We start from the raw sequence: 18,981 nt of genomic DNA, 5'->3' as shown, positions 1-18,981 counted from the left end.
AGGTCCTTATCCGTTCTTGTACTCGAGGGCGAGCTCGACGTGGTCGACGCCGGATGGGTGGTCGACTGACGGCCATCGGTGGACCTCCCCGACGATGTCGAGGTCCCGGCCGGCGTACCCGATCCGATCGGTTGCTTCGACGTCGAGATCGAATCCGTCTGGGGTGCACAACCACCAGACGGTGCGGGTGGCGACGCGGGTGCCGTTCTCGTCGGTCTCGACTTCAAGTCGCGGTTGCAGTTCAACTCCGAATGACACCGGAATGCGCTGGGCACCTTCCGCGATTTCGTAGGAGAGGCGCTCGCCCCTGGGGTTGTAGCGGTCCGAGATCTTCGCCGGACGCAACACCGTGATGGTCTGACCGTAGAAGCCCATCAGATGCGATACCGATCCCACGTTGCGAGTTCGGAAGCGACGACTTCGTAGTCCGTTTGTCGTTCTCCGACCCGGATGGACGTCTCACCGAGCGGTCGGTAACTGGTGCGGCCCGCGACTGTCAAGATCGAGTCGATGATGTCAGCGCAGTCGTTGAACCCGTGGACGATCGTCGCTTCGATCCCGCGGTAGTCGGTAGTCCACTGCCTTCGCCCGCTCTTCTTGACCAAACCCGTCTCAGACCACTGGATTTCGTCGGTGCCGACGGCAATCCCGCATTCGCGAAGATCGACTAGGTCGACCAGCCGGAGGGTGGGCAGGCTCAGCACCCACCCTCCGGGGCCGTCGACCCTCATGGTGTCCTGGCGCTCGGGGAAAACGTGCCACCCGCACCGGCGTCGCATCGCGGCAACGACTCCATCGATCCGTCCTTGCAGCCCAGGTGTGCTGGCGCTGATCTTGCCGCCCATGTGGGCGACGAGACCTTCGGGGGTGAGAGCGTCTGGAGTGAGAGCCAGGTCAGGCATCGGTGCCTGTTTCGGGTTCAGACTTGCGAGGCCGCTTCGCAGCGGGGATGGTGGCCTTGTTCTGCGGCACCGCCGCCGTGTTCTCGGGCGCGGCGACCTTGCGTTGTGGTTTGAGTCCGCGGCGTTGTGCTTCTTCTTCGTCGAGGAGAACGGTGTGGGGGATCCCGTAGATGTCGATCGTGTACGGGTCAGTGGCAGCCATGGTGGGGTCCTTCATCATCTCGGGCCGGAAACCCGAGGCTGGCGCGAGATCACCTACAAGGCCAGCCTCGGGTTCAGGTGACTGGATCAGGCAGCGACTGTGGTCGTGACCTTCACGAAAGCGAGCGGCTTTCGCACCGCGAGCGCGACGCGCTCCTCAGCCCGCACCGTCACCAGGTTGTTGGTGAAGTCGTCGGCGTGGGAGTTGCTCGACTCCACCCGCACACCGCCGGACCGGTAGAGGGTCGCGGCCTGCGCGAAGTTCGCGACCAACGCGGTGCCAGCAGCTACCGCCGGCGACACCACGGTCCGGACACCCCAGATGGGCGGATTCTCCGGGATACCACCGTTTCCGTACGGCCCCTGGAAGACGCCGCCGCCGTAGTACTGCCGGTTCGCGTCCTTTGCCAGCCGCAGCTCCTGATAGTCCAACGGCGAGATCACGATGCCGTCGGCCGCGAGTCCGGTCGCCGTCTGCACCTTTGTCATCGCCCGGAACAAGGCGTCGGCGATGGTGTCATTAGATGCGGCGTTGCCACGCAACTCGGTCTGGATGCCCGACCTGTTGAGCAGACCCCGCAAGTTCGCGCCGGCACCAGAACCGTTGAGGAGTTGCTGCTCCTCGGCGATCGCGAGATCGTAGAGCAGCCGCCCGTCGATCTCCGACTTCACGAAGTCGAGGTCGGTGAGCATCTCATCGGTGAACTTGACGAAGCCCGCGATCTTCTTCAACGCATCGGTGACGGGGGTGGGGTCGACGTAGTGGATCTGCGGCTTCGGCGCGCCCTCGGCGACAGCAGTGAAGTTGCCTTCACGCGCCCCCTCGACGAAGTACGAGATGGCGTTGGTGCCAGCGGCGAGCTGTCCCTGACCCAGTAGGTCCGCGATGACAGGTCCTGGCCGGTACCCCTGGACAATGGTGCGATCGACCTGGGTCAGCACGCTGGTGAAGCCCGATCCGCCGGCGCCGTGGACGTCGGTAGCGGCTTTGAACTCCGGTGCAGCGACCGAGGCGCCTGACATGCCCTGGATCGACTTCAGTCGAGGACCTGCGTGCTTGACGAAGTGGGCGCCAAGACTCTTCGCAGGTTCGGATCCGCTGTCACCGGCAGGGGGAGGAGTGCTGTCTCCCCCGGCGCCGAGAGCATCGATCGCGTCGATGAGCGCCTCGGACTTGAGCGCTTCGGCGATCTTGCCGTCGAGTTCCGTCACCTGGTCGATGAACTTCTGCACCTCGCCCGCCTGATCGGCGGTGAGTTCCACGCCGTCGTCCTTCGCCTTGGCGATGATGTCCTGCGCCGCCTTATATGCGGCAGCGCGCTGTTCCTTCAGATTCACGATGGAATCCCTTCTGCCCCTGAGAGAGCAAGTAATTGGAGGTGTGCCGCCAGGCGGACGGACGGACTTGGCGTGGCCTTGGCGGCAGAAGGTTGATCGTCCTTCCCCGCGGGCGGTTCCTCACCGCTGGTCGCATCCTGGTCTTTAGGGTCCGGGGTCGTTCCCGACTTCGACTCATCGCCGGTGACGGCGTTGAGTACATCTGTGATGGAGGCCGTCGCGGTCTCGAGCTGAGACTTGATGTCGCGCAACACCCCTTCGTTCTTCGCAGACAGCACCCGCCCGGCTTTCGCCTGCAGTGCTGCAGCGGCGGTCTTCACCGCGAGGATCTCGGTCTCCTGGTTCGCCCCGACAGGGACAACCGAAATCTCGTACAGTTCGAGCTCGTTGAGGCTGTAGTAGCCCGGCTGGTAGTCGTCCTCGTCGCCGATCGGCTGCACGTACTCGCCCGACACGATGTTGTAGGCGAACGACATCTGTGTCACACGCCCCGCCTTGAGTAGGCGATACACCTGGGGGCCTTTCGGTGAATCCATGTCGATTTGGCAGGTGACCTTCAACCCGTGATCGTCCTCGATCGCCTCGATGACGTGCCCGATGTTGAAGTCGGGGTCGCTCATGTTGTGGCCCCACAGCAGCGGGATCGGGTTCCCTGACTCGGCCCACTGAGCGAGGTTTCCGACGAATGCACCTGGCTGCACGACATCGCCGTAGGAGTCGGTGTTGCCGAACACGCTTGCGTAAGCAATGAACTGGCCCTCATCGAGCGAGTCGTCGCTGTCGCCGGTGGCCTTGACCTTGATCAGGCACGACTTCGTCTTCATCCGTGTCCTCCTTGGGATTCGGTGCCGCCGGCAGGTTCGGTTGCGGTCGTCTGGTTGAGGTTGCGCAACACATCGTCGCCACCCTCGATGCGCGGCAGGTTCTGTTTCGCACGGCCTTCGTTGATCGACATCCACGGGCCGCCGATCGCTGCCTGCATGACTGCCGACTGCTCCTCGAACGATCCAGCGAGCTTCGCCGCGATGTTGAACTCGACGTAGGTGTCGTCGGTGTCTTCCTCGGTCACCACCGGCACGAGGAACGCGTTGACGCGCTGCTGGATCATCTCGATCATCGGGCCGAGAGTGTCGCCGTAGAGCATCCGACGGAACTCCCGCACGTTGGCGTAGTTTGCGTTATCGAGTAGCCCGACCATCGTGGGGTTGACGTGGAACACCTGGGCGACCGTCGCGAGTGACAATTTGTTCGCCTCGACGTACTGCTCCTCTTTCGCCGAAAACCCAAGCCGCTTCAGCTCCATGCCGTCCTCAAGGAGCGGCACGCCACCGGCTTCGGCACCGTCGTCGCCGGTGTACTTGTCGCGCCACTGATCGATGAACCTTTTGCGCACCTCCGGCTCCCACTTCGTGCCCGCTGGGCGCGTCAGGTAGGCGCCGACCCGTCCGCCGCGCTGCCAGTTCTGATCGCGGTAGATCTGTGCGTGAATCTGCTCCGCCAGAATCGATTTCAGTGCCGCCACCGCCGAGTGACCGCGCCGCGTGTCGATCGGATCCCATCCGTGGAACACCAGCATCTGGTCGGCGGGTACGCGGATCTCCTGTCCGGCCGCTTCCGGAAACCGGATCTTGTAGCCGCCGTGTCCGAACGCGCTCGTGTCGTACGTCCCGACCACCCACGTCGGGGGGATAGACCGGATCACCCAGCCGGAATCCGAGTTCGAGTCCCGACCGAAAAACCAGAAAGCGTGGTCGTACAGGCAAAGATCTGCGCAGGTCGCGTGGATCAGTTCATAGCCAGTTGTGTTTGCGTTAGGTTTCCGCAGCAGCAACGCCAGCGGCGTGTTCCGTACCCGTGTGCGGCCATCGTCCTCGTCACGCACATACGCGTGCAGACCGAGTTGGGCAATGTTCCGCGCCACAAACCCCACGACCGTACGAAGATGAGGCTGTTCCCGCCACAACGTCTCCACCGACTGGCCGCGGATGTTCTCGAGCACCAGATCGAGGATCGGTTGCACCGTCACTTGAGGGGGCGGAAGTGGCTTGGGCGAGAACCCAAGCCAGGAGGTCACTCCCACGTGCACCCCCTCACAGGAACTCGAGATCGTAGTCTTCGTACGCCGATGACACCGGCTCCTCTGGTAGCTGCCACAAACCCCACACCGCGCCGATCATCGCTTGCAGCGGCGCGGCGTCAGTTGGGGATTTCGCCCGATCGATCACCACCGCACCCTGCCCCAGCACCTTCGGCACCGCGGTGGATGCCGCACGATCAAGACCCGGATGCGGCAGATGCTGCAGGCGCGGTGCCCCCGGGTCCGATACCGTCGCTTCAAGCCGGTCGTACACCAGCGCGAATCCGATCCCGAGATCCGGCCCAGCCCAAGGGATCACCGTCACATCGACATCAGCACTTTCGATGTCAACCAACAGCGACGTCACCGGGGCGCCGTTGGTCTGAATCACCACTCCGTCGAACCGGTCCGCATGGTCAGCCAACCAACCGACGACCCACTCAGTGCCCGCACGGTCGGCGCCGATGTCGACCACCGGGACTCCAGTGGCGTCGAACCCGGCACGCGCGATGTATGCGCGACCGCGATTCCACGACACATCCACACACACCACCCGACGTGAATCCTCCGTGATCGCCGCCTCATGCACCGTCGTCAACTCCCACGCACCTGAGGGGAACGGACCCGACGCCGCTGTGTTGATCCACCGGCACAACACCTCTTGCTCAACCACATGCGGTGGATCCGTACGGACCGCCGCCGCGATCGCACGCTCAGTGATGCAGTTCTCCACCACGTCGGTGTGACCCATCGACGGATTCGCTTGCGCCCACCCGTCCCGGTCACGCCGACTGAGCCCGGGCGCTGCCGACCACTCAAACAATCCGAGGGTGTCCTCGCCGAGATCGTCCTCCCACTCGGCGGCGTCCTCGTCGGAATCAGCGCTAGTCAGTACGTCATGGTCGCCGTCACCGTCAGGCCAATCCAAGGCCCGGTGTGCGAGTGTCCGCAGATACCGCAGCACGATTGACACGGCGTCACCGGCGTTCGAGAACGCCCACACCTGCGCCTTCGGCCGGGCGAGTGTCGTCTTCGTCGCCGCCGCCCACGAGTCCCACGACTGATGCTCGCGCAGCTCGTCCAGCAAGATCAGGTCGCCCGAGAAGCCGCGGGCCCCGCGGCGTGATGCCGACGCCACCCGGTACTCGGTCAGCAGCTCGTCATCCTCCGACGACGGCCGGACGAGGAACCGGCGCGGATGACCGAGCTTCACATCCTCGATCAGCTCCTCGAGCTCCGGCTCCGCCCGAGCCATCGCGACAGCCTCATCCCACGCCTTCTCCGCATTCGCAAGATCCTGAGCCGTCCCGATGACCGTTCGAGATTCCAGCGCGTAGATGTGCCACAACGCCAGCACCAGCATGACGAGGGTGTTGTGAGTAGGCATAAGATCGCGTCCGGCCAAGAACAGCCCATCCGGACGATCCACCTTGATACATCGAACAGGCCTGGACGGCACTGGTGTGATGCACCGAATCGATACAGCGTGACGCTCGCCGCCGCGCGACTTCAGATCGTCGCGGACGCGACTTGTCTTCCTTCCCAACCGGAATGGCCGGTAGGCGTCGTGAGCACTCGGTGTGAAAGTCACCCGATAACGCGGTCCGCAGTCCCGCCCCGCGATCGTCGCACGCGACTCACGCAGAGTCGCCCGCCAACCCAGCGACCTCGCCAAATACAGCGCATCGTCTGCGAGCCGACGGTTGGTGGCACTGAACTCCACCTGTCCGGCGGCACTGATCGATCCATCGCTGTCGAGTAACCCCTGCAGCAAAGCCTCTCTTTGGCGAGTTCCAGCCGTGAGGTACCGCTCTGGAACATGCTTGTTTCCAGTGCCCCACACGCCCAGCCTCGTGCACTGTGCCTGGAATCCGAACTTGCGTGGCGCTATCCGAAAACGCACCTCGTGCGCTGTCCGAGCGCGCTTCGACGACACGATCTCAGCACCTGCACCTTTGATGAGCGTCGTGATCTCTCCAACGTCCCGATCGCCGACTGTGATCAGAGCAGACGACGACGAACCATCACCCAGCCAGAGTCCGAGCAACCAAGGATCGATCGGCAACTCGGTGTCCGGGGACAGGATTGCGTGTTGCACCGGAAGCCGGAATGCGCACTCACGTTTGCTGCGCATCAACCCCCGCTCGATCAACTGCCGCGTGGTCAGTGTCTCCCACAGGTAGGTTCGCAACTGCCGCTCTCCACGCCGGCCTTTGCTCACACAGCGTCTGCGATCCTGCACCGTCCACAGGTGGTCAGCATCTGCGACAAGCCTCCGCCCATCAGTCGTCTCCACCTCGAAACACTCACGGTTGGCCGTCGCGTCGAACGCACCCGTCACGCGCGCTGAATGCCCATCTGGGTGGTAGACCTCGTCACCGACCGATAGTTCACCCATCGTCGACCAACCGTTCGTGGTGAGGATCGGCGTATCGATGTCGAGCGCCTTCCCGTTCTGTCGCGCCACCAGCACGACTACGGTGCGGAACCGGTATCGACTCACCTCGTCCAACTCGAGCGCATGGATCAAAAGCCACTTCTGCCAGGGGAAAAGGGTGACACCCAGCACCGTCTCGGCAAACGCGATTGCTGCCCATCCGTGCGAGGTCTCCCGAGTCAATTCCCGCAAAGGCGGCGTGAACACCCGCGGTTCCTCGCGCCCCTTTCGTTCGACCTCACGAGACTTCATACCCACATCAGCTCGCCGTCATCTCCTTGACCGCCGACAACTTCCCGCGCTTCTTCCGACCACCGCGCTCGAGGATCGCCATCGTCTCGTTCAACCGCGCCACCGCTGCTGAATGCTGTGCATAGGCCGCGGAATTGTCCAACAGCCTGGCCAACGCGATCGCCGCCGCCACCCGGCCCGGCTTCTCCTCAGCCGTCGCGAAACCCTCGATCTCCCGACGCACCTGCGCCTCAACCGAATCCTCATCGGGAGCGGCTGGCGCGTCCGGCGGGTCAGACCTCGGAGGCGGTACCGCCGACAACGAACCCGACTGCGGCGCCGGTACGCCCGCCTTCTCCGCGTTCTTCCGCCGACGCAAATCCCGCCGATACTCCGACTGCGCCTTCTTGCACGTGTCACACCGGCATCCAGCCAGGTAGCGCGTCCGATTGTGTACGTCACCCATTGGCGTACACCTCCTCGGTACATGTACATGTCCCACCCAGCCCGCCAAATTGGGCACTACCGGCGGAGGCGCCGTGGCGTGGGGGTTGTGGTGATTTCACCCCCCCTACCTGGGGTTTCGGTCACCATCCGGTGGCTTTGGTCCAGGTGGGTGGTGGCATTGGTGTGTCGCCTCGTGTGCGGTTGCATCGGCTGTGGGAGGGGCGGAGGTTGCCGGGGTCGTAGGCGAGGTGGGGGTGGGTTTTGCGGGGGTAGTAGTGGTCTGGTTCGAAGGCTTCGGGGTGTTGGGGTGGGGCGTTCCAGTTGATGGGTTGGTGGCAGATGTGGCAGGGCGCGTTGGTCGCGCGGCATCTGGCCTGGAAGTCGTGCTTGATGGTGCGCCAGCGGTGTCCGTTGTTGATGCCCACGTTGTTAGTGGTGCTGTTCGGCTTGGATGGCGTTGTGCCAGGCTGCTTCTCGCATGCCTTCGGGTTTGTGGTGTTCGGTGATCCATCGTGCTGCTTGGGTGAGGCAGTAGATGGGGAGGAGGGGGAGCCAGAGGATGAGCATGGGTGTGTGCCTCGTGTTGCTTGGCTTGGAAATGAGGGAGGTGCTGGCCCTCGTGTGGGCACAGCACCTCAACCTGAGCTTTTAGGATTCGGTCTTTTCGGGTGTTTGTCAAGCACCCTCGATCGGTCATGCGTGTTGTCGTCGTTGTGCTTGTTCTCTGAGTCGGTGGAAGACGTCGCCTGCGCGGTACAGCTTTTGGCCGTCGCGGGTGCGGCCTCGGACGGGTAGTCGGTTGCGGCGTCGGTATGCGAGGTCGTGGATGGTTTTGGGTTTGATGTGCTGGTTGAGGCGGTCGCGCACGATGTCGACGAGTTCGTTGGCGGTGAACAGTTGGGCTTCGAGTTGGGCGTCGACGCGTTGTCGTTGGTATTCGATGCCGATGACGTTGCCGCAGTCTCGGCACGTCATGGCGGTGGCTTCGTTGCGTGCCCAGAGTGCGGTGCCGCAGATTTCGCAGTAGCCGTGGAAGTGGGGGCGTTCGGGTGTGTCGACGGCGCGGAAGGCGGCGGCATGGGCTGAGACGATTGCGGTGGCGTGGTGGGTCGCGTGGTCGGTGACGGCGAGGGCCGTGACGTGGCGGATGAGCCAGGCGGCGAGGTAGGGGGTGCGGCGTTCGCCGGGCCAGGTGTAGCCGCGTTGGGTGCAGGTGTCGAGGACGGCTTCGCGGAGGGTGCCGTGGAGTTGGTGGGCGGCGTCGGAAGCGTTGGTGTCGTAGGGGATGGGGGTTTCGCCTTTCGATCCGCTGACGCGTTCTTGGTCGGTGCGGAATGCGTTGTCGCGGATGAGGGTTGAGTCGAGGTCGTCGGCGAGCCAGTCGCGGATGTCTTGGAGTTTCCGCACGATCGTGTCTTGGGTGGTGCGGTCGATTCCGGGGTCCGGGGTCGTCATGGGGTTGCTGCTCCTCGGTGGCTGGCGGTGCGGTCCTGGTTGACGCGGAGGTTTTCGCTGTAGACCGTGACGGTGCGGCGTTCGGCTTCGGCTGGGCGGGGTGGTGTTGGCGTGCAGTCGCAGTCGTGTTCTGCGGCCGGGATCTCGAGGTGGCAGCGGGGGCAGATCGTCACGGTTCGATCCAGTCCCGGTCGCATCGGCAGATTGATCCGCAGTTCTCGTTGTGCCAGTTCCAGTCTCGTTCGGCTGCGAACCATGCTGCCCACGATTGGGCTTCTGCGAGGGTGGTGCTTGCCGCTCGCGACGCCTGCTGTCCGCCGGCGGAGACGCCGTTGAGGTAGTTCCACGCGTCGTCGAATCGCTTTGAGGTCATGGTGTTGCCGACCTGGATTCCGATTACGGGGACGTCGCGGCCGTTGACTGAGTACCTCTCGCTGTCGTTGATTGTGACTCGCACTCCCGAGTCGACCAGGACGACGCCTGCGTGCCAGCGCAGTTTCTCGATCTCAGACCAGGTGTCTTGCAGTGGTGGCTCGATGTGGCTGCCGTTCGATGTCTGGACACGCTTCACGTCCAAGGGTTCGTACGTTGTCATGCGGGTGTCCTTTCGGGCCAGGTGACGGATTGGAGGCCGTTGTGTTGCCACGTCTGGACGTCGAAGGGGAGAGTCCAGCCAGACCACAGGGCACCCATGGAGGCCATCACGAGCGCGTCTGCGCAGTCGTGGTTCGGTACTCGGATGTCGGGCCACTGGTTGCGGACTGCGGCGAGCACGTCGGGTTTCTGCGCGTTGCCTTTGCCGGTGGCCCACTTGGCGCGGGTCTTGGGGTTCACCACCGCGGTGGGAATTTGGGCTGCGAGCAGTCCCGAGAGGAGTCCCCACCAAAGGCCGGCACGGTCGTGGGTCGATGGGAGGTTGGTGCCGTATGCGGGGCCTTCGATGACCGCGAGTTCGACGTCGCGGGGGATGAGGGATAGCACGTAGCGTGCCTGGGTCACGATGCGCTTGGAGCGGGTGGCCCAGTCGTCGGCGTTGTGTCCCGCGTGTCCGACGGACCGCAGGAGTGTGACTTTCGCGGTAGAGAATTCACTCGAGATGTCACTCTCGAGGACCGCGACGCCGCAGTTCGTGAGGCTCGGGTCGATCCCGACGACGTGGCTCATTGGCGGCCTCGTCGTCGGTCGGCGCGTTGCACCCAGTAGGGGTCTTGGCGGGGTGGGGTGCGGCGTCGGGTCGCGCGGTTCGTGGGGCGGGTGAACTGGGTGGAGTCGAATGCGACGGAGTTGGCATCCGCGGGAAGCGCGGGGTCTTCGAATACGTCGAGACCGAACAGGCTCAATCGGGGTGGGGCGTCGTCGGGTGTGAAGTCGAATGTCGTTTCGTCACCTCGTTGTTCGACGTTGCTGGCGATGCCGGTGCGGACTTGGCCGTCGACGTCGACTCCGACGCGCATCCCGTCGGCGACGTTGGTGAATGCCTCGCGGTAGCTGTACTCGATCCGGTCGGTGGCTCGGCGGAAGGTGTTGCCGATCTCGGTGAACTGTTCGACGAGCCGTTCTTGCCATGCCTGCATCTGGACGTTGAAGCGTTCCAGTGCGAGACGCATTCGGGTACGTCGGGGCAGGAGGTGCGTGAGGTTGTGTGTGGTGAACCAGTCGATGTGCGGGGACGCCGCGACGATCTCGCGGGAGTGGACGTAATCGCCTCCGGGTCCGGTGATCTCGTGCCACAGGAGGTGGCCGTCGCAATCGTCGATGTTGGGGGTGTGGATGTCGAGCGTGAGGGGAGTTCCCGAGTCGTCGAATGTGCGGTGAGCGTAGGTGCCGTCTTCCGTGGTGCGGACGAGGTGCATCACCGCCTGGTATTGGCTGAGTCCGCGACCCACGCGCACCGTGAGGGTGGGGAGATCTGGGCCTTCCAACTCCATGAAGACGTTCTCGCGGTCGACATGGGTGAGATCCACTCTCCACCAACGTGGTTCTGGTTCGCGGGCCGCGATGAGCCACGGGTTGTGGGGCAGGGAGCCAAGCCATGACGGTGATCGGTCACCAGGGATCACGGCACCAGGTGAGTCGCACGTGATGACACCGCCAGGCGAGTAGCCGCCGCCTAGGCCGTACATCACTCGGCAGAGCGGGCAGGTGCAGCCCGTGTGGGGGTTCCCGGCGAAGGGTCGCATGGTGGCGGGCATCGGGCCGATGAAGTCGCTACCGGGGCACAGGATGTCGGAGTCGTCTTGGTCGTATCGGTAGCCGTCGAGGATCGCGGACGTCGCATACTCCGCTTCCTCGCCACGCTCGTAGGCTTCGGCGGCACGTCGCCGGTACTCGGCGCGCATCTCCTCGAGCCGCTTCGTGATGGCAAGGCCGTGCCAGTCGCGTCCGCAGTGCCAACACCGACGGTCCGCGGTTCGGGCGCGTTGCTCGTGTCCCGATTCGCCGGCGGCGAGTTGCTCGTCGATCAACGCGTCGATGTCGTCGATGATGTCGCTGCGGCTCACTGGACGTCGGCCTTCTGGACGTCGCTACCCCACGGCACGAGCACCACTTCCATCGTCGTGCCGTTTGCGTGGCGGTAGGCGTCGAGCTCGGTGGCGAACGGCACGACACCCGACATGTCGCTGTAGCGGGCGACCCACACGCCTTGGGGTGGGGTCGTCGTCTTGTCGGTGGCGTCTCCGAAGAGCGCCTGGAACACCTTGCCCATTCCGTCGCTGGTCGACGTCGACAGTTGGAGCTTCACGTTCGCCTTGGTCAGCCAGTCGAACACCCAGTTGGCTTGCTCGGTGCTGGCGGTGTTGATCGGGGGCATCACGTTGGTGCTCACAGGTTTTCGACCTCCCGGACGATGTGGTGGATGTGGGTGAACGGCATGCCGCAGACGGGGCATGCGGGTGGCGGGCCACCGGCTCGGGCGTGGGCGAAGGTACGGCGTACGTGGTCGACGATCAGGTCGAGGCAGTGTTCACACAGGACCGTCACGTGGTTGCCGCACACGCGTTGCCCTGGCTGGCGTGGTGGGTGCATCGTGACGCGGAACCGGGCGGGTGCGGTGCACACGACTTGGGGGCTGGCGGAGTCGCAGCGGATGAGTGCGTGATCCGTGGGGAGGCGGACGGGTTGGTTCACGAGTCGCGTCCTTTCGCGAGGGCGGCGCGCGCCATGGCGGCGCCACGCCGGTTGCGTTCGGCCGCGGTCGGGTCGTGGTCACACACCCGGGTCCCGACGTAGCCGCGTTCGTCGCACAGGTCGCACGCCACGATCTCGGCTGCGGTGGCGGCGGCTAGGGTTTCGAGTTCTCGGCGGCGGGCCTGGACGTTGGCGAGGGCTTGTTCGGCGTCGAAGCGTTCGCGATGGCGGCGCGCGTCAGCGCAAGCACCGCAGGCGGGCGGGTAGTCGTCGTGGAGGTGTTGGGGGCAGCGGGGATTGGGCGGTTCGGGGTGGGTGGGTTCGGCCTCGCGTGCGTGTACGTGTGCGCGCGACCCCCCAACCCTTAAACCTCCAGAGGTAACTTCTTCTCCCTCACCTTCACCCTCTCCCCGGGGTTCGCGATGGGTTCCGGAAGGGTTCAAGGGTTCGGGATGGGTTGTCGATGGGTTGTCGATGGGTTCTGAAACCCTTTCGGATGGGTTGTCGAATCCTTCGTTCGGATCGATCTCATCGGCCACCGCGACCGTGTCCTTGCGGCCCATCCGACGCAGCTCTACAGCGAGTTCGTGGCGCAGCCACTCCGACGCCGCCATACCCGCACACTTGAGTGCGTTCTTCAGCAGGTTCGGTTGCTTGATCACGTTGCTACGCCGCATGTACGAGCGCACCAGCAGCTCGTCCGTGTCCTCATCGATGCAGACGAACCGGGCTGTCTGCAGCACCTTCAGATCGGCCCACAGGTCGTCGACCGACATGGAGTCGCACGCCTTGGCCCACTTGGTGATCTGCAGCGGGATCAGGCCCGCGCGGTCGAGTTCTTTCTGTGAGATCAGTTGGGCGTACGTTGCCTGCGCGGTACGCGGCAACGCACGGAAGTCTTTGTCACGCCAGATGGATTCTTCGAGGAATCCGCCAGTATTGGCCATCAGGTGCTCGGCACCTCCTTGTTCGTCTCGTCGTTGAGTCGTGCGAGTGCCTTGGTGATGAGTGCCCAGGCGCCGTCGCCATAGCGGTGCTGCAGGTCGAATCTGACGGTGGGATGGCCCGTTTGGGTGATCGTCACGCGGTACGTGTTGATCGCGTCGGCGACGGTGCCGCCGTCGGGGATGGGGCCGTTCTCGATGCGTTGGGCTTCGAAGTGGCCGATCTGAGTCAGGTTGACGCGCAGGGGAAACCACAGGGCCATCACGCACCAGCCTCGAAGTCGAACAGGGTGGGCATGTCGTTGCGGCGTTCCTCGGCCTCGAGATACTTCACGCTGTCGAGCCAGTATCCGGCGTTGAGTTCGACGCCACGGCCTCGACGCCCAGCCTTGAGTGCTCGGAGTGGCACCGTGCCGAGTCCAGAGAACGGATCGAATACGAGCTCGTCTGGATTCGAGAATCGATTGATGAGACGGTCCACGATGTCAATCTGCAACGGGCATACGTGCATCTGGACGTTGCGCCGCTTCTGCTCGCCATTGAGGGTGAGCATCCGGTTCACGTCGTGCCACACATCGTCACGCCACGATGCAGGTGCGAGCGACATGAACGTCGCGGGGAGTGATCCGCGGCCGTCGAGCTCCTCCCCGATGCGCACGTGTGACTCGTAGTCGTACACCTGCCGCAACGTCTGGTCAGTGAACAGCTTTGACAGCTGCTCGGGCGGAAGGGCTGCAAGTTCGTCGGTGGTGAGAAGGCGGTCGCCGGAAGATCGCCAGAAGGCGTGCGCGTCGACCTGCCAGCGGGCGCGGGTGTAGGTATCTTTCGACTTCACCACCGGAGTGTCGGCATAGCCCTTCTCGCGGTTCGTCTGCGGCTTATGGAACAACAGGATGTATTCGGGTGACCCGACCCCCATTTTCGTTGCGTCCTTGCACTGCTCAGACCAGCCGAGTCGATAGGTCTGGTTGTTCTCTCGCACAACGTCGGTGACGACGGTGATCATGCCCATGTAGTCGAATCCGTGGCGTTGGGCGTGGAAAATCGCCTCCGCGTGGAACGGTGAGACGGTGGGCACTCCGGCTCCGGTGACGTTGCCGAACAGGATGCGATCCTTGACGTGACAGGCGTACACGCGGCCCGGTTTGAGGATGCGCAGCAGTTCGGGGGTGAGATAGTCCATCTGTTGCCAGAAGTGCTGGTTGTCGTCGGTGTGGCCGAAGTCCTCGACGGCCGGGGTGTACTCGTAGTGATTGGAGAACGGGATCGACGTGACCACCAGGTCGATCGAGTTCGCTTCCATGCCTTGGGTTTCGGGTACGCAGTCGTTGTTGGCGAGTAGCCATCCGTCGCCGGATGCTTCCGATCTGGTGACGCCTATGGAGCGTTTGAGGGCGTCGCGGATCGAGGTCTGCGACAGGCCGTGTTCGTTGATGACCTTCGTCATATTGTTGGTCAACTCCTTGTGCTGTGCCCACTTCTCGAGCAGCGAGGCTTTGACCTCGCGCTCGGAGTCGGCGTAGATGACATGGATGCGGCAGCGGCGCGTCTGTCCGAATCGCACGATGCGGTGCTGGGATTGGATGAAGTCGTTGAACTTGTGCGTGATGCCGACGTAGACCGCGGTGTTGCACTGTTGCAGGTTCATGCCCTGCCCGAGCATCACGGGTTTTCCGATGAGGCACTTCGTCTTTCGATCGCGCCATGCCTGTAAGCGTCGTTCGGTTTCGTCGGGATCGAGTGAGCCGTAGACCGATGAGTAGCTGAACCCCATGCGGTCCATCGCTGCTTCGATCGCGGCCTGTTCGGCGTTGAGGTCGCACCAAAGGATGATCTGATCCCCACCGGTCACGGAGTCGTGCGTGGCGACGAGTCGAGCGAGCTTGGCGACACGCGCCGCGATTGTTTCCCGCTTCTCCCGTGACGCATCCACGAGACTCATCGCCGTGCCCTTGAAGAGTGGTGCGGCGCCGTCGCGGTCGAACTTCACATCCGTGTGGTCGGCGTCGACCTCGTGCCATTCCATGTCCACACCCGGCAGGTCGTATCCGGTTGCGTCACACCCGATATCAGCCGGTGACTGTACGAAAATCGACCACGTGTTGAGCCACAACCAAAACTCACGCTCTTTGTGTGGATACAGAGTGAGATTGTTCGCCTTGGTGGAGTCACGTTGGAAGAACCGCGTGTTGTGCGTGACCAGGCAATCGCGGGTCACGTACAGGTGATCTGGATGATCGACGGCAATGCACTGTGCCAACTCGGTGCCGTCCGGAATGACCGCGGTGATGTACCGGCGCGGCGGGTACTTGCCGCGGTCTCGCACGAGGTCGGCCTTGCGTGGCAGCCGGAACGGTACGGTACCGCTCGGCAGGCGCAGAGTCACGATGAACTGGATACGGCCGGGGTCACCGTTCGGTTTGCGGCCCACACGTTCAGCGACGGTTGCGGTGCCGCCGAGCGATCGTGCAATGAACAGGGTGTCGTCGGCGAGATGCCGGGACGTTGTGCACAGCCTGGTGGTGCGGTTTCGCGGATCATTGGAGATCGTGCCGTCTGCGTCCATCAGTCCCTGCAACAGCGCCAGACGGACGTCAGGCGTGTTGTACAGGTAGTCGTCCGGTACGAACTTCTCCCACGCGCGCTTGCCGATCATCCCGTACCGGCGGACAGCACGTAGAACCGCGTTGGACTCGTGTCCGCGGCCGGTGCGTCCGGCCGCGCCAGCCGAGATCGCGTAGTCGTAGTTCGGTTGACCGTCAGCGCGGACATGCGGGTTCTTCCTGACGCCCAAGCCGAGGTCGGCGACTGTGGCCGCGAGATGATCGACGATCCACTCGTCGGCGGTGGTGAAGTTCACCGACGTCTGCCGGAGGTGACCGTCGCCGAGCAGGAAACCGAGCAGATAGGGGTCCAGGTCGACGGTTCGGGCGTCGAACATCACCGGGTCAGCTATCGGCACCTGGTGGTTCTTGGCGCCAGTCGACGTACAGACGAGTGACTGTGCGATCTCGTCGGTGGTTTTCGTGGACCAGTACAGTCGGCCAGTAGTTCCGGGGTTGCGTTTGATGAACTTCGTTGCGGCGTTGCGTTCGTACTGGGTTCGGGTGAGCCACAGGTGGTCGCCAGTGGTGCGGGTGTACGTGCCGTCGCTGAACTCGACGCGGTAGATCGGCTTCTCGCCCTGGGGGTAGACGCCGAGGATGTCGGTGGGTTTGCCGTCGACGCCAATCACCTGATCGCCGGGCCGAAGGTCACCCATTGTCGACCACCCGGCAGGCGTCAGCACCGGCTCGCTGAGCGGCTGCGCGAGGGCCTGCCCGGTGTCCATAACGCCGAGGTATCCCGCGTAGTGAATCAATTCCTTGTAGCGGTTGGGCGAGGGGGTGGCGGTGGCGACGAACCGGAACCGCACATCGGCGAACATCGGGAGGAACGTCTGGTAGGTCTTCGAGCCGAATGATCGCAGGATCGATGCCTCGTCAAGGCTGACCGCGGTGAACTGCGCCGGATGCAGCTTTCCGTCGCGCACCGATTCGTAGTTGGTGATGTAGATGCCGGGCCCGGCAACCTCAGCGTCACGGCGGATGAATGCGGTGTCGTACCCCAACTTGGCGGCGTCCCGGGCGAATTCGCCACGAACGCCGAGGGGGCACACAATCAATGCACGCCCACCTTCGCGAGTGATGCACTGATGAAGGGTTTCCAGTTGCATGAACGTCTTGCCGAGACCGAACGCGGCGAAGATCGCGCGTCGCCCACCCTTGACTGCCCACTGCACGATGAGGCGTTGATGCGGGAACAGGGTGGGGTGTACGTCGTCGAGATCGATGTCGAATCCGAAGTTGCGATCAAAATCGACCTTGGCTGTGAGGAAGTCGGCGTAGTCGGTCATCACGCCACCCCCAGGCTTTCGGCGACGGCACCCACAAGGTCACGCGCGGCGGGCGGCACCACGGCGTTGCCGGCCATCTTGACCTGTTCGCGTCGGTTCCCCAGCATCACGTACTCGGCGGGAAACGCCATGCCGCGCTTGATCTCCGACGGCTCCAACATGCGGAATTCGCAGTCGTTGATGTCGGCAGCGGTCACGACATGCGCCTCGGTCTCGCGCGTGGTGCGGGTTCGCAACGGCTCCGATGACGGATACGCGGTGTCATTCCACGTGCCACCTGAGGGCACTAGGAGTGACTGGTGACCCACAGTTGTGACGGTGCGCATCACCTCCGATGTCGGGGTGACCATCTCGGCTCCGCTGCCCTTGCTTGAGTTGTTCCGCATCAGGAGTCCGTGATGGTTGCCCGATGCCGCGAACGTGTCGAGTACATCGTCGGTGGTCTTCGGCGCGTTGTGTCCGCGTAGGGTGACGAGAATCCCCGTCTCTGAGCGGGTCGTCAAGGTGCGCAGAGGATCGCCAGCGGAGCGCGCTTCCTTGCCCTCACGCCCCTCGACCGGAACCAGCAGACCGTGATGCTCACGTGTGGTGGCGGTCGACAGCGGCTCGGCCACTGGGCGGCAACCGGATTGGCCGTAGTACTCCGCCAACACTGGACTGCCGGTGCCGTACCGCTCGAGGCCCGCGCGGATGCGCGCCATCGTCTTCGGTGACAGGGGCTTTGCCCGGTCACCGATCTTGGTGCCCCGCAACTCCCAGTCGATGATCGACGACGCGGGCAACCATCCCGGCTCCACTACCGCGTTGCGGCACTCCTTGCGCGGGCAGCGATACACGTACTGTGCGCGTGCCCCGTAGCGGCCACGCCGCTTCCGCTGATCTTTCCAGGCTTGCATCGCATCGATCCACCCGTGCGTCTCGCACCAGGCGCGCGGCCGTGTCCACTTCTCGAGGTCGGGGGCACGTTCACCGTCGCGCCAGCACACCACGTACAGGCGGTCGCGAGACTGCGGTGCGGGCAGACCGCCGGCCTGCGCGTGCATCGCGTTGAGGTACACCTCGCGGCAGTGGTAGCCGACGTTGCGCATGTCGGCCAACCAGCGTTCGAATGCCCCGACGTACAGTGCGCGCGTGGACACGTCGACGACGTTCTCGACGACGATCGCGCGGTATCGGTGGTATTCGGCGAAGCGGGGGACGTCGAACATCAGCATGCGTGACCGCATGTTCGCTTCGTCGGCGAGCGGGTCCTCCCACAGGCCGGGGTCGATGTGTTCTGCCGATTTACCCGATGCGACAGTCCATTTGGTGCATTCGGGGCTAGCCCAGAGGATGTCGGTTTTGGGGAAGTAGGACGGCTTCTCGCGGTGCAGGTCGACACACGCGTGGTCGGCGTCGGGGTGGTTCGAGTTGTGAGTCTCGACCGCCAGGTCCCAGTGGTTCGCCGCGATACGCACCTCGACACCAGGCACTTGGACCGCGCCGGTGCTGGAACCGCCTGCGCCGCAGAACAGGTCGGTCAGTGTGAGGGTCATCGTCGGCACTCTCCGTCGTGTCCAGGTCGCAAGACACACGGATCGGCAGTGCAGATGTCCTCCCGGGCCGCGAGCCAGTCGGCGTGTGCGTCGAGGATCGCGTCGATGACTTCGCCATCGAACAGGTCGTCGCCGTCCTCGTCGACGATCGTGCCGAACGCGTTGCTGACTTGCTCGCGCACGTACTCGCGTCGGTCGTCGAACAGCTTCGTGAACGGGTTGCCGTAGTCGGATTCGACGTTGCGTAGCAGCGCGTCGCGGTTGTCGGGGTCGAGGCCGATCTGGTGAATGGCTCGGCGTAGCGCGATGACGGCGTCGTTGTGGCCCTCTTCGTAGCCGGTTTCGAGTGCGCCGAGGTGTGTGGGGTCGTGGGCGGTATCGGTCATGACT

Annotated in this window: 20 protein-coding genes; all 20 read right to left on the bottom strand. The window is 63.9% G+C overall.

Features of this window, described 5'->3' with window-relative positions:
- Positions 1-6 precede the first annotated feature (6 nt).
- The 20 genes from B3T59_RS18420 to B3T59_RS18325 all read right to left on the bottom strand — a co-directional run bounded on the left by B3T59_RS18420 (position 7) and on the right by B3T59_RS18325 (position 18,977).
- A complete protein-coding gene (locus B3T59_RS18420; protein WP_287004659.1) occupies positions 7-396 on the bottom strand; it encodes a hypothetical protein in 390 nt (129 codons plus the stop codon).
- Positions 375-902, bottom strand: coding sequence for a hypothetical protein (locus tag B3T59_RS18415; RefSeq protein WP_287004657.1), 528 nt, complete (start codon positions 900-902; stop codon positions 375-377). Before B3T59_RS18415 ends, B3T59_RS18420 begins: the two co-directional genes overlap by 22 nt.
- Positions 895-1,104 (bottom strand): hypothetical protein, encoded by a 210-nt coding sequence (locus B3T59_RS18410; RefSeq protein WP_287004654.1) that lies wholly within the window; start codon positions 1,102-1,104, stop codon positions 895-897. Before B3T59_RS18410 ends, B3T59_RS18415 begins: the two co-directional genes overlap by 8 nt.
- An 86-nt stretch (positions 1,105-1,190) precedes the next feature.
- Entirely contained in the window at positions 1,191-2,441 is a 1,251-nt protein-coding gene (locus B3T59_RS18405; protein WP_287004651.1) for a phage major capsid protein, read from the bottom strand.
- A complete protein-coding gene (locus B3T59_RS18400; RefSeq protein WP_287004649.1) occupies positions 2,438-3,265 on the bottom strand; it encodes an HK97 family phage prohead protease in 828 nt (275 codons plus the stop codon). Before B3T59_RS18400 ends, B3T59_RS18405 begins: the two co-directional genes overlap by 4 nt.
- Positions 3,262-4,515 carry a phage portal protein gene (locus B3T59_RS18395; RefSeq protein ID WP_287004647.1) on the bottom strand — a complete coding sequence of 418 codons (1,254 nt, stop codon included), beginning with the start codon at positions 4,513-4,515 and terminating at the stop codon, positions 3,262-3,264. The genes B3T59_RS18400 and B3T59_RS18395 overlap by 4 nt, the downstream gene beginning before the upstream one ends.
- Positions 4,516-4,531: 16 nt before the next feature.
- Positions 4,532-7,207 (bottom strand): LAGLIDADG family homing endonuclease, encoded by a 2,676-nt coding sequence (locus B3T59_RS18390; protein WP_287004645.1) that lies wholly within the window; start codon positions 7,205-7,207, stop codon positions 4,532-4,534.
- A 7-nt stretch (positions 7,208-7,214) separates the two neighbouring features.
- Entirely contained in the window at positions 7,215-7,652 is a 438-nt protein-coding gene (locus B3T59_RS18385) for a hypothetical protein (protein WP_287004643.1), read from the bottom strand.
- A gap of 121 nt (positions 7,653-7,773) precedes the next feature.
- Positions 7,774-8,058 (bottom strand): HNH endonuclease, encoded by a 285-nt coding sequence (locus B3T59_RS18380; RefSeq protein WP_287004641.1) that lies wholly within the window; start codon positions 8,056-8,058, stop codon positions 7,774-7,776.
- A 268-nt stretch (positions 8,059-8,326) separates the two neighbouring features.
- A complete protein-coding gene (locus B3T59_RS18375; RefSeq protein ID WP_287004639.1) occupies positions 8,327-9,088 on the bottom strand; it encodes a hypothetical protein in 762 nt (253 codons plus the stop codon).
- Between the two features lie 169 nt (positions 9,089-9,257).
- Positions 9,258-9,683 carry a hypothetical protein gene (locus B3T59_RS18370; protein WP_287004637.1) on the bottom strand — a complete coding sequence of 142 codons (426 nt, stop codon included), beginning with the start codon at positions 9,681-9,683 and terminating at the stop codon, positions 9,258-9,260.
- On the bottom strand, positions 9,680-10,252 hold the full coding sequence (locus tag B3T59_RS18365; protein WP_287004635.1) for a hypothetical protein: 573 nt from the start codon (positions 10,250-10,252) through the stop codon (positions 9,680-9,682). The genes B3T59_RS18370 and B3T59_RS18365 overlap by 4 nt, the downstream gene beginning before the upstream one ends.
- Positions 10,249-11,589 carry a hypothetical protein gene (locus B3T59_RS18360; RefSeq protein ID WP_287004634.1) on the bottom strand — a complete coding sequence of 447 codons (1,341 nt, stop codon included), beginning with the start codon at positions 11,587-11,589 and terminating at the stop codon, positions 10,249-10,251. Before B3T59_RS18360 ends, B3T59_RS18365 begins: the two co-directional genes overlap by 4 nt.
- A complete protein-coding gene (locus B3T59_RS18355) occupies positions 11,586-11,915 on the bottom strand; it encodes a hypothetical protein (RefSeq protein ID WP_287004633.1) in 330 nt (109 codons plus the stop codon). Before B3T59_RS18355 ends, B3T59_RS18360 begins: the two co-directional genes overlap by 4 nt.
- Positions 11,912-12,217, bottom strand: coding sequence for a hypothetical protein (locus B3T59_RS18350; protein ID WP_287004632.1), 306 nt, complete (start codon positions 12,215-12,217; stop codon positions 11,912-11,914). The genes B3T59_RS18355 and B3T59_RS18350 overlap by 4 nt, the downstream gene beginning before the upstream one ends.
- On the bottom strand, positions 12,214-13,164 hold the full coding sequence (locus B3T59_RS18345; RefSeq protein WP_287004630.1) for a hypothetical protein: 951 nt from the start codon (positions 13,162-13,164) through the stop codon (positions 12,214-12,216). Before B3T59_RS18345 ends, B3T59_RS18350 begins: the two co-directional genes overlap by 4 nt.
- Positions 13,164-13,424, bottom strand: coding sequence for a hypothetical protein (locus tag B3T59_RS18340; protein ID WP_287004629.1), 261 nt, complete (start codon positions 13,422-13,424; stop codon positions 13,164-13,166). The genes B3T59_RS18345 and B3T59_RS18340 overlap by 1 nt, the downstream gene beginning before the upstream one ends.
- Entirely contained in the window at positions 13,424-17,056 is a 3,633-nt protein-coding gene (locus tag B3T59_RS18335) for a DNA methyltransferase (protein WP_287004628.1), read from the bottom strand. Before B3T59_RS18335 ends, B3T59_RS18340 begins: the two co-directional genes overlap by 1 nt.
- Positions 17,056-18,591: a DNA cytosine methyltransferase gene (locus B3T59_RS18330; RefSeq protein ID WP_287004627.1), complete on the bottom strand. Its 1,536-nt coding sequence runs from the start codon at positions 18,589-18,591 to the stop codon at positions 17,056-17,058. The genes B3T59_RS18335 and B3T59_RS18330 overlap by 1 nt, the downstream gene beginning before the upstream one ends.
- Complete coding sequence (locus B3T59_RS18325; RefSeq protein ID WP_287004625.1) at positions 18,588-18,977, bottom strand: hypothetical protein; 390 nt, start codon at positions 18,975-18,977, stop codon at positions 18,588-18,590. The genes B3T59_RS18330 and B3T59_RS18325 overlap by 4 nt, the downstream gene beginning before the upstream one ends.
- Between the last annotated feature and the right edge of the window lie 4 nt (positions 18,978-18,981).

Source organism: Gordonia sp. UBA7860 (genome assembly GCF_002500165.1).
GTDB lineage: Bacteria > Actinomycetota > Actinomycetes > Mycobacteriales > Mycobacteriaceae > Gordonia > Gordonia sputi.
This window is presented reverse-complemented; position numbering and strand designations above follow the sequence as displayed.

What these genes read in the sequence shown, in the direction of transcription:
- B3T59_RS18415 (WP_287004657.1), bottom strand. Translation starts at nt 902, where the DNA reads ATGCCTGACCTGGCTCTCACTCCAGACGCTCTCACCCCCGAAGGTCTC.
- B3T59_RS18410 (WP_287004654.1), bottom strand. Translation starts at nt 1,104, where the DNA reads ATGGCTGCCACTGACCCGTACACGATCGACATCTACGGGATCCCCCAC.
- B3T59_RS18400 (WP_287004649.1), bottom strand. Translation starts at nt 3,265, where the DNA reads ATGAAGACGAAGTCGTGCCTGATCAAGGTCAAGGCCACCGGCGACAGC.
- B3T59_RS18390 (WP_287004645.1), bottom strand. Translation starts at nt 7,207, where the DNA reads ATGAAGTCTCGTGAGGTCGAACGAAAGGGGCGCGAGGAACCGCGGGTG.
- B3T59_RS18385 (WP_287004643.1), bottom strand. Translation starts at nt 7,652, where the DNA reads ATGGGTGACGTACACAATCGGACGCGCTACCTGGCTGGATGCCGGTGT.
- B3T59_RS18375 (WP_287004639.1), bottom strand. Translation starts at nt 9,088, where the DNA reads ATGACGACCCCGGACCCCGGAATCGACCGCACCACCCAAGACACGATC.
- B3T59_RS18370 (WP_287004637.1), bottom strand. Translation starts at nt 9,683, where the DNA reads ATGACAACGTACGAACCCTTGGACGTGAAGCGTGTCCAGACATCGAAC.
- B3T59_RS18365 (WP_287004635.1), bottom strand. Translation starts at nt 10,252, where the DNA reads ATGAGCCACGTCGTCGGGATCGACCCGAGCCTCACGAACTGCGGCGTC.
- B3T59_RS18345 (WP_287004630.1), bottom strand. Translation starts at nt 13,164, where the DNA reads ATGGCCAATACTGGCGGATTCCTCGAAGAATCCATCTGGCGTGACAAA.
- B3T59_RS18340 (WP_287004629.1), bottom strand. Translation starts at nt 13,424, where the DNA reads ATGGCCCTGTGGTTTCCCCTGCGCGTCAACCTGACTCAGATCGGCCAC.
- B3T59_RS18335 (WP_287004628.1), bottom strand. Translation starts at nt 17,056, where the DNA reads ATGACCGACTACGCCGACTTCCTCACAGCCAAGGTCGATTTTGATCGC.
- B3T59_RS18330 (WP_287004627.1), bottom strand. Translation starts at nt 18,591, where the DNA reads ATGACCCTCACACTGACCGACCTGTTCTGCGGCGCAGGCGGTTCCAGC.
- B3T59_RS18325 (WP_287004625.1), bottom strand. Translation starts at nt 18,977, where the DNA reads ATGACCGATACCGCCCACGACCCCACACACCTCGGCGCACTCGAAACC.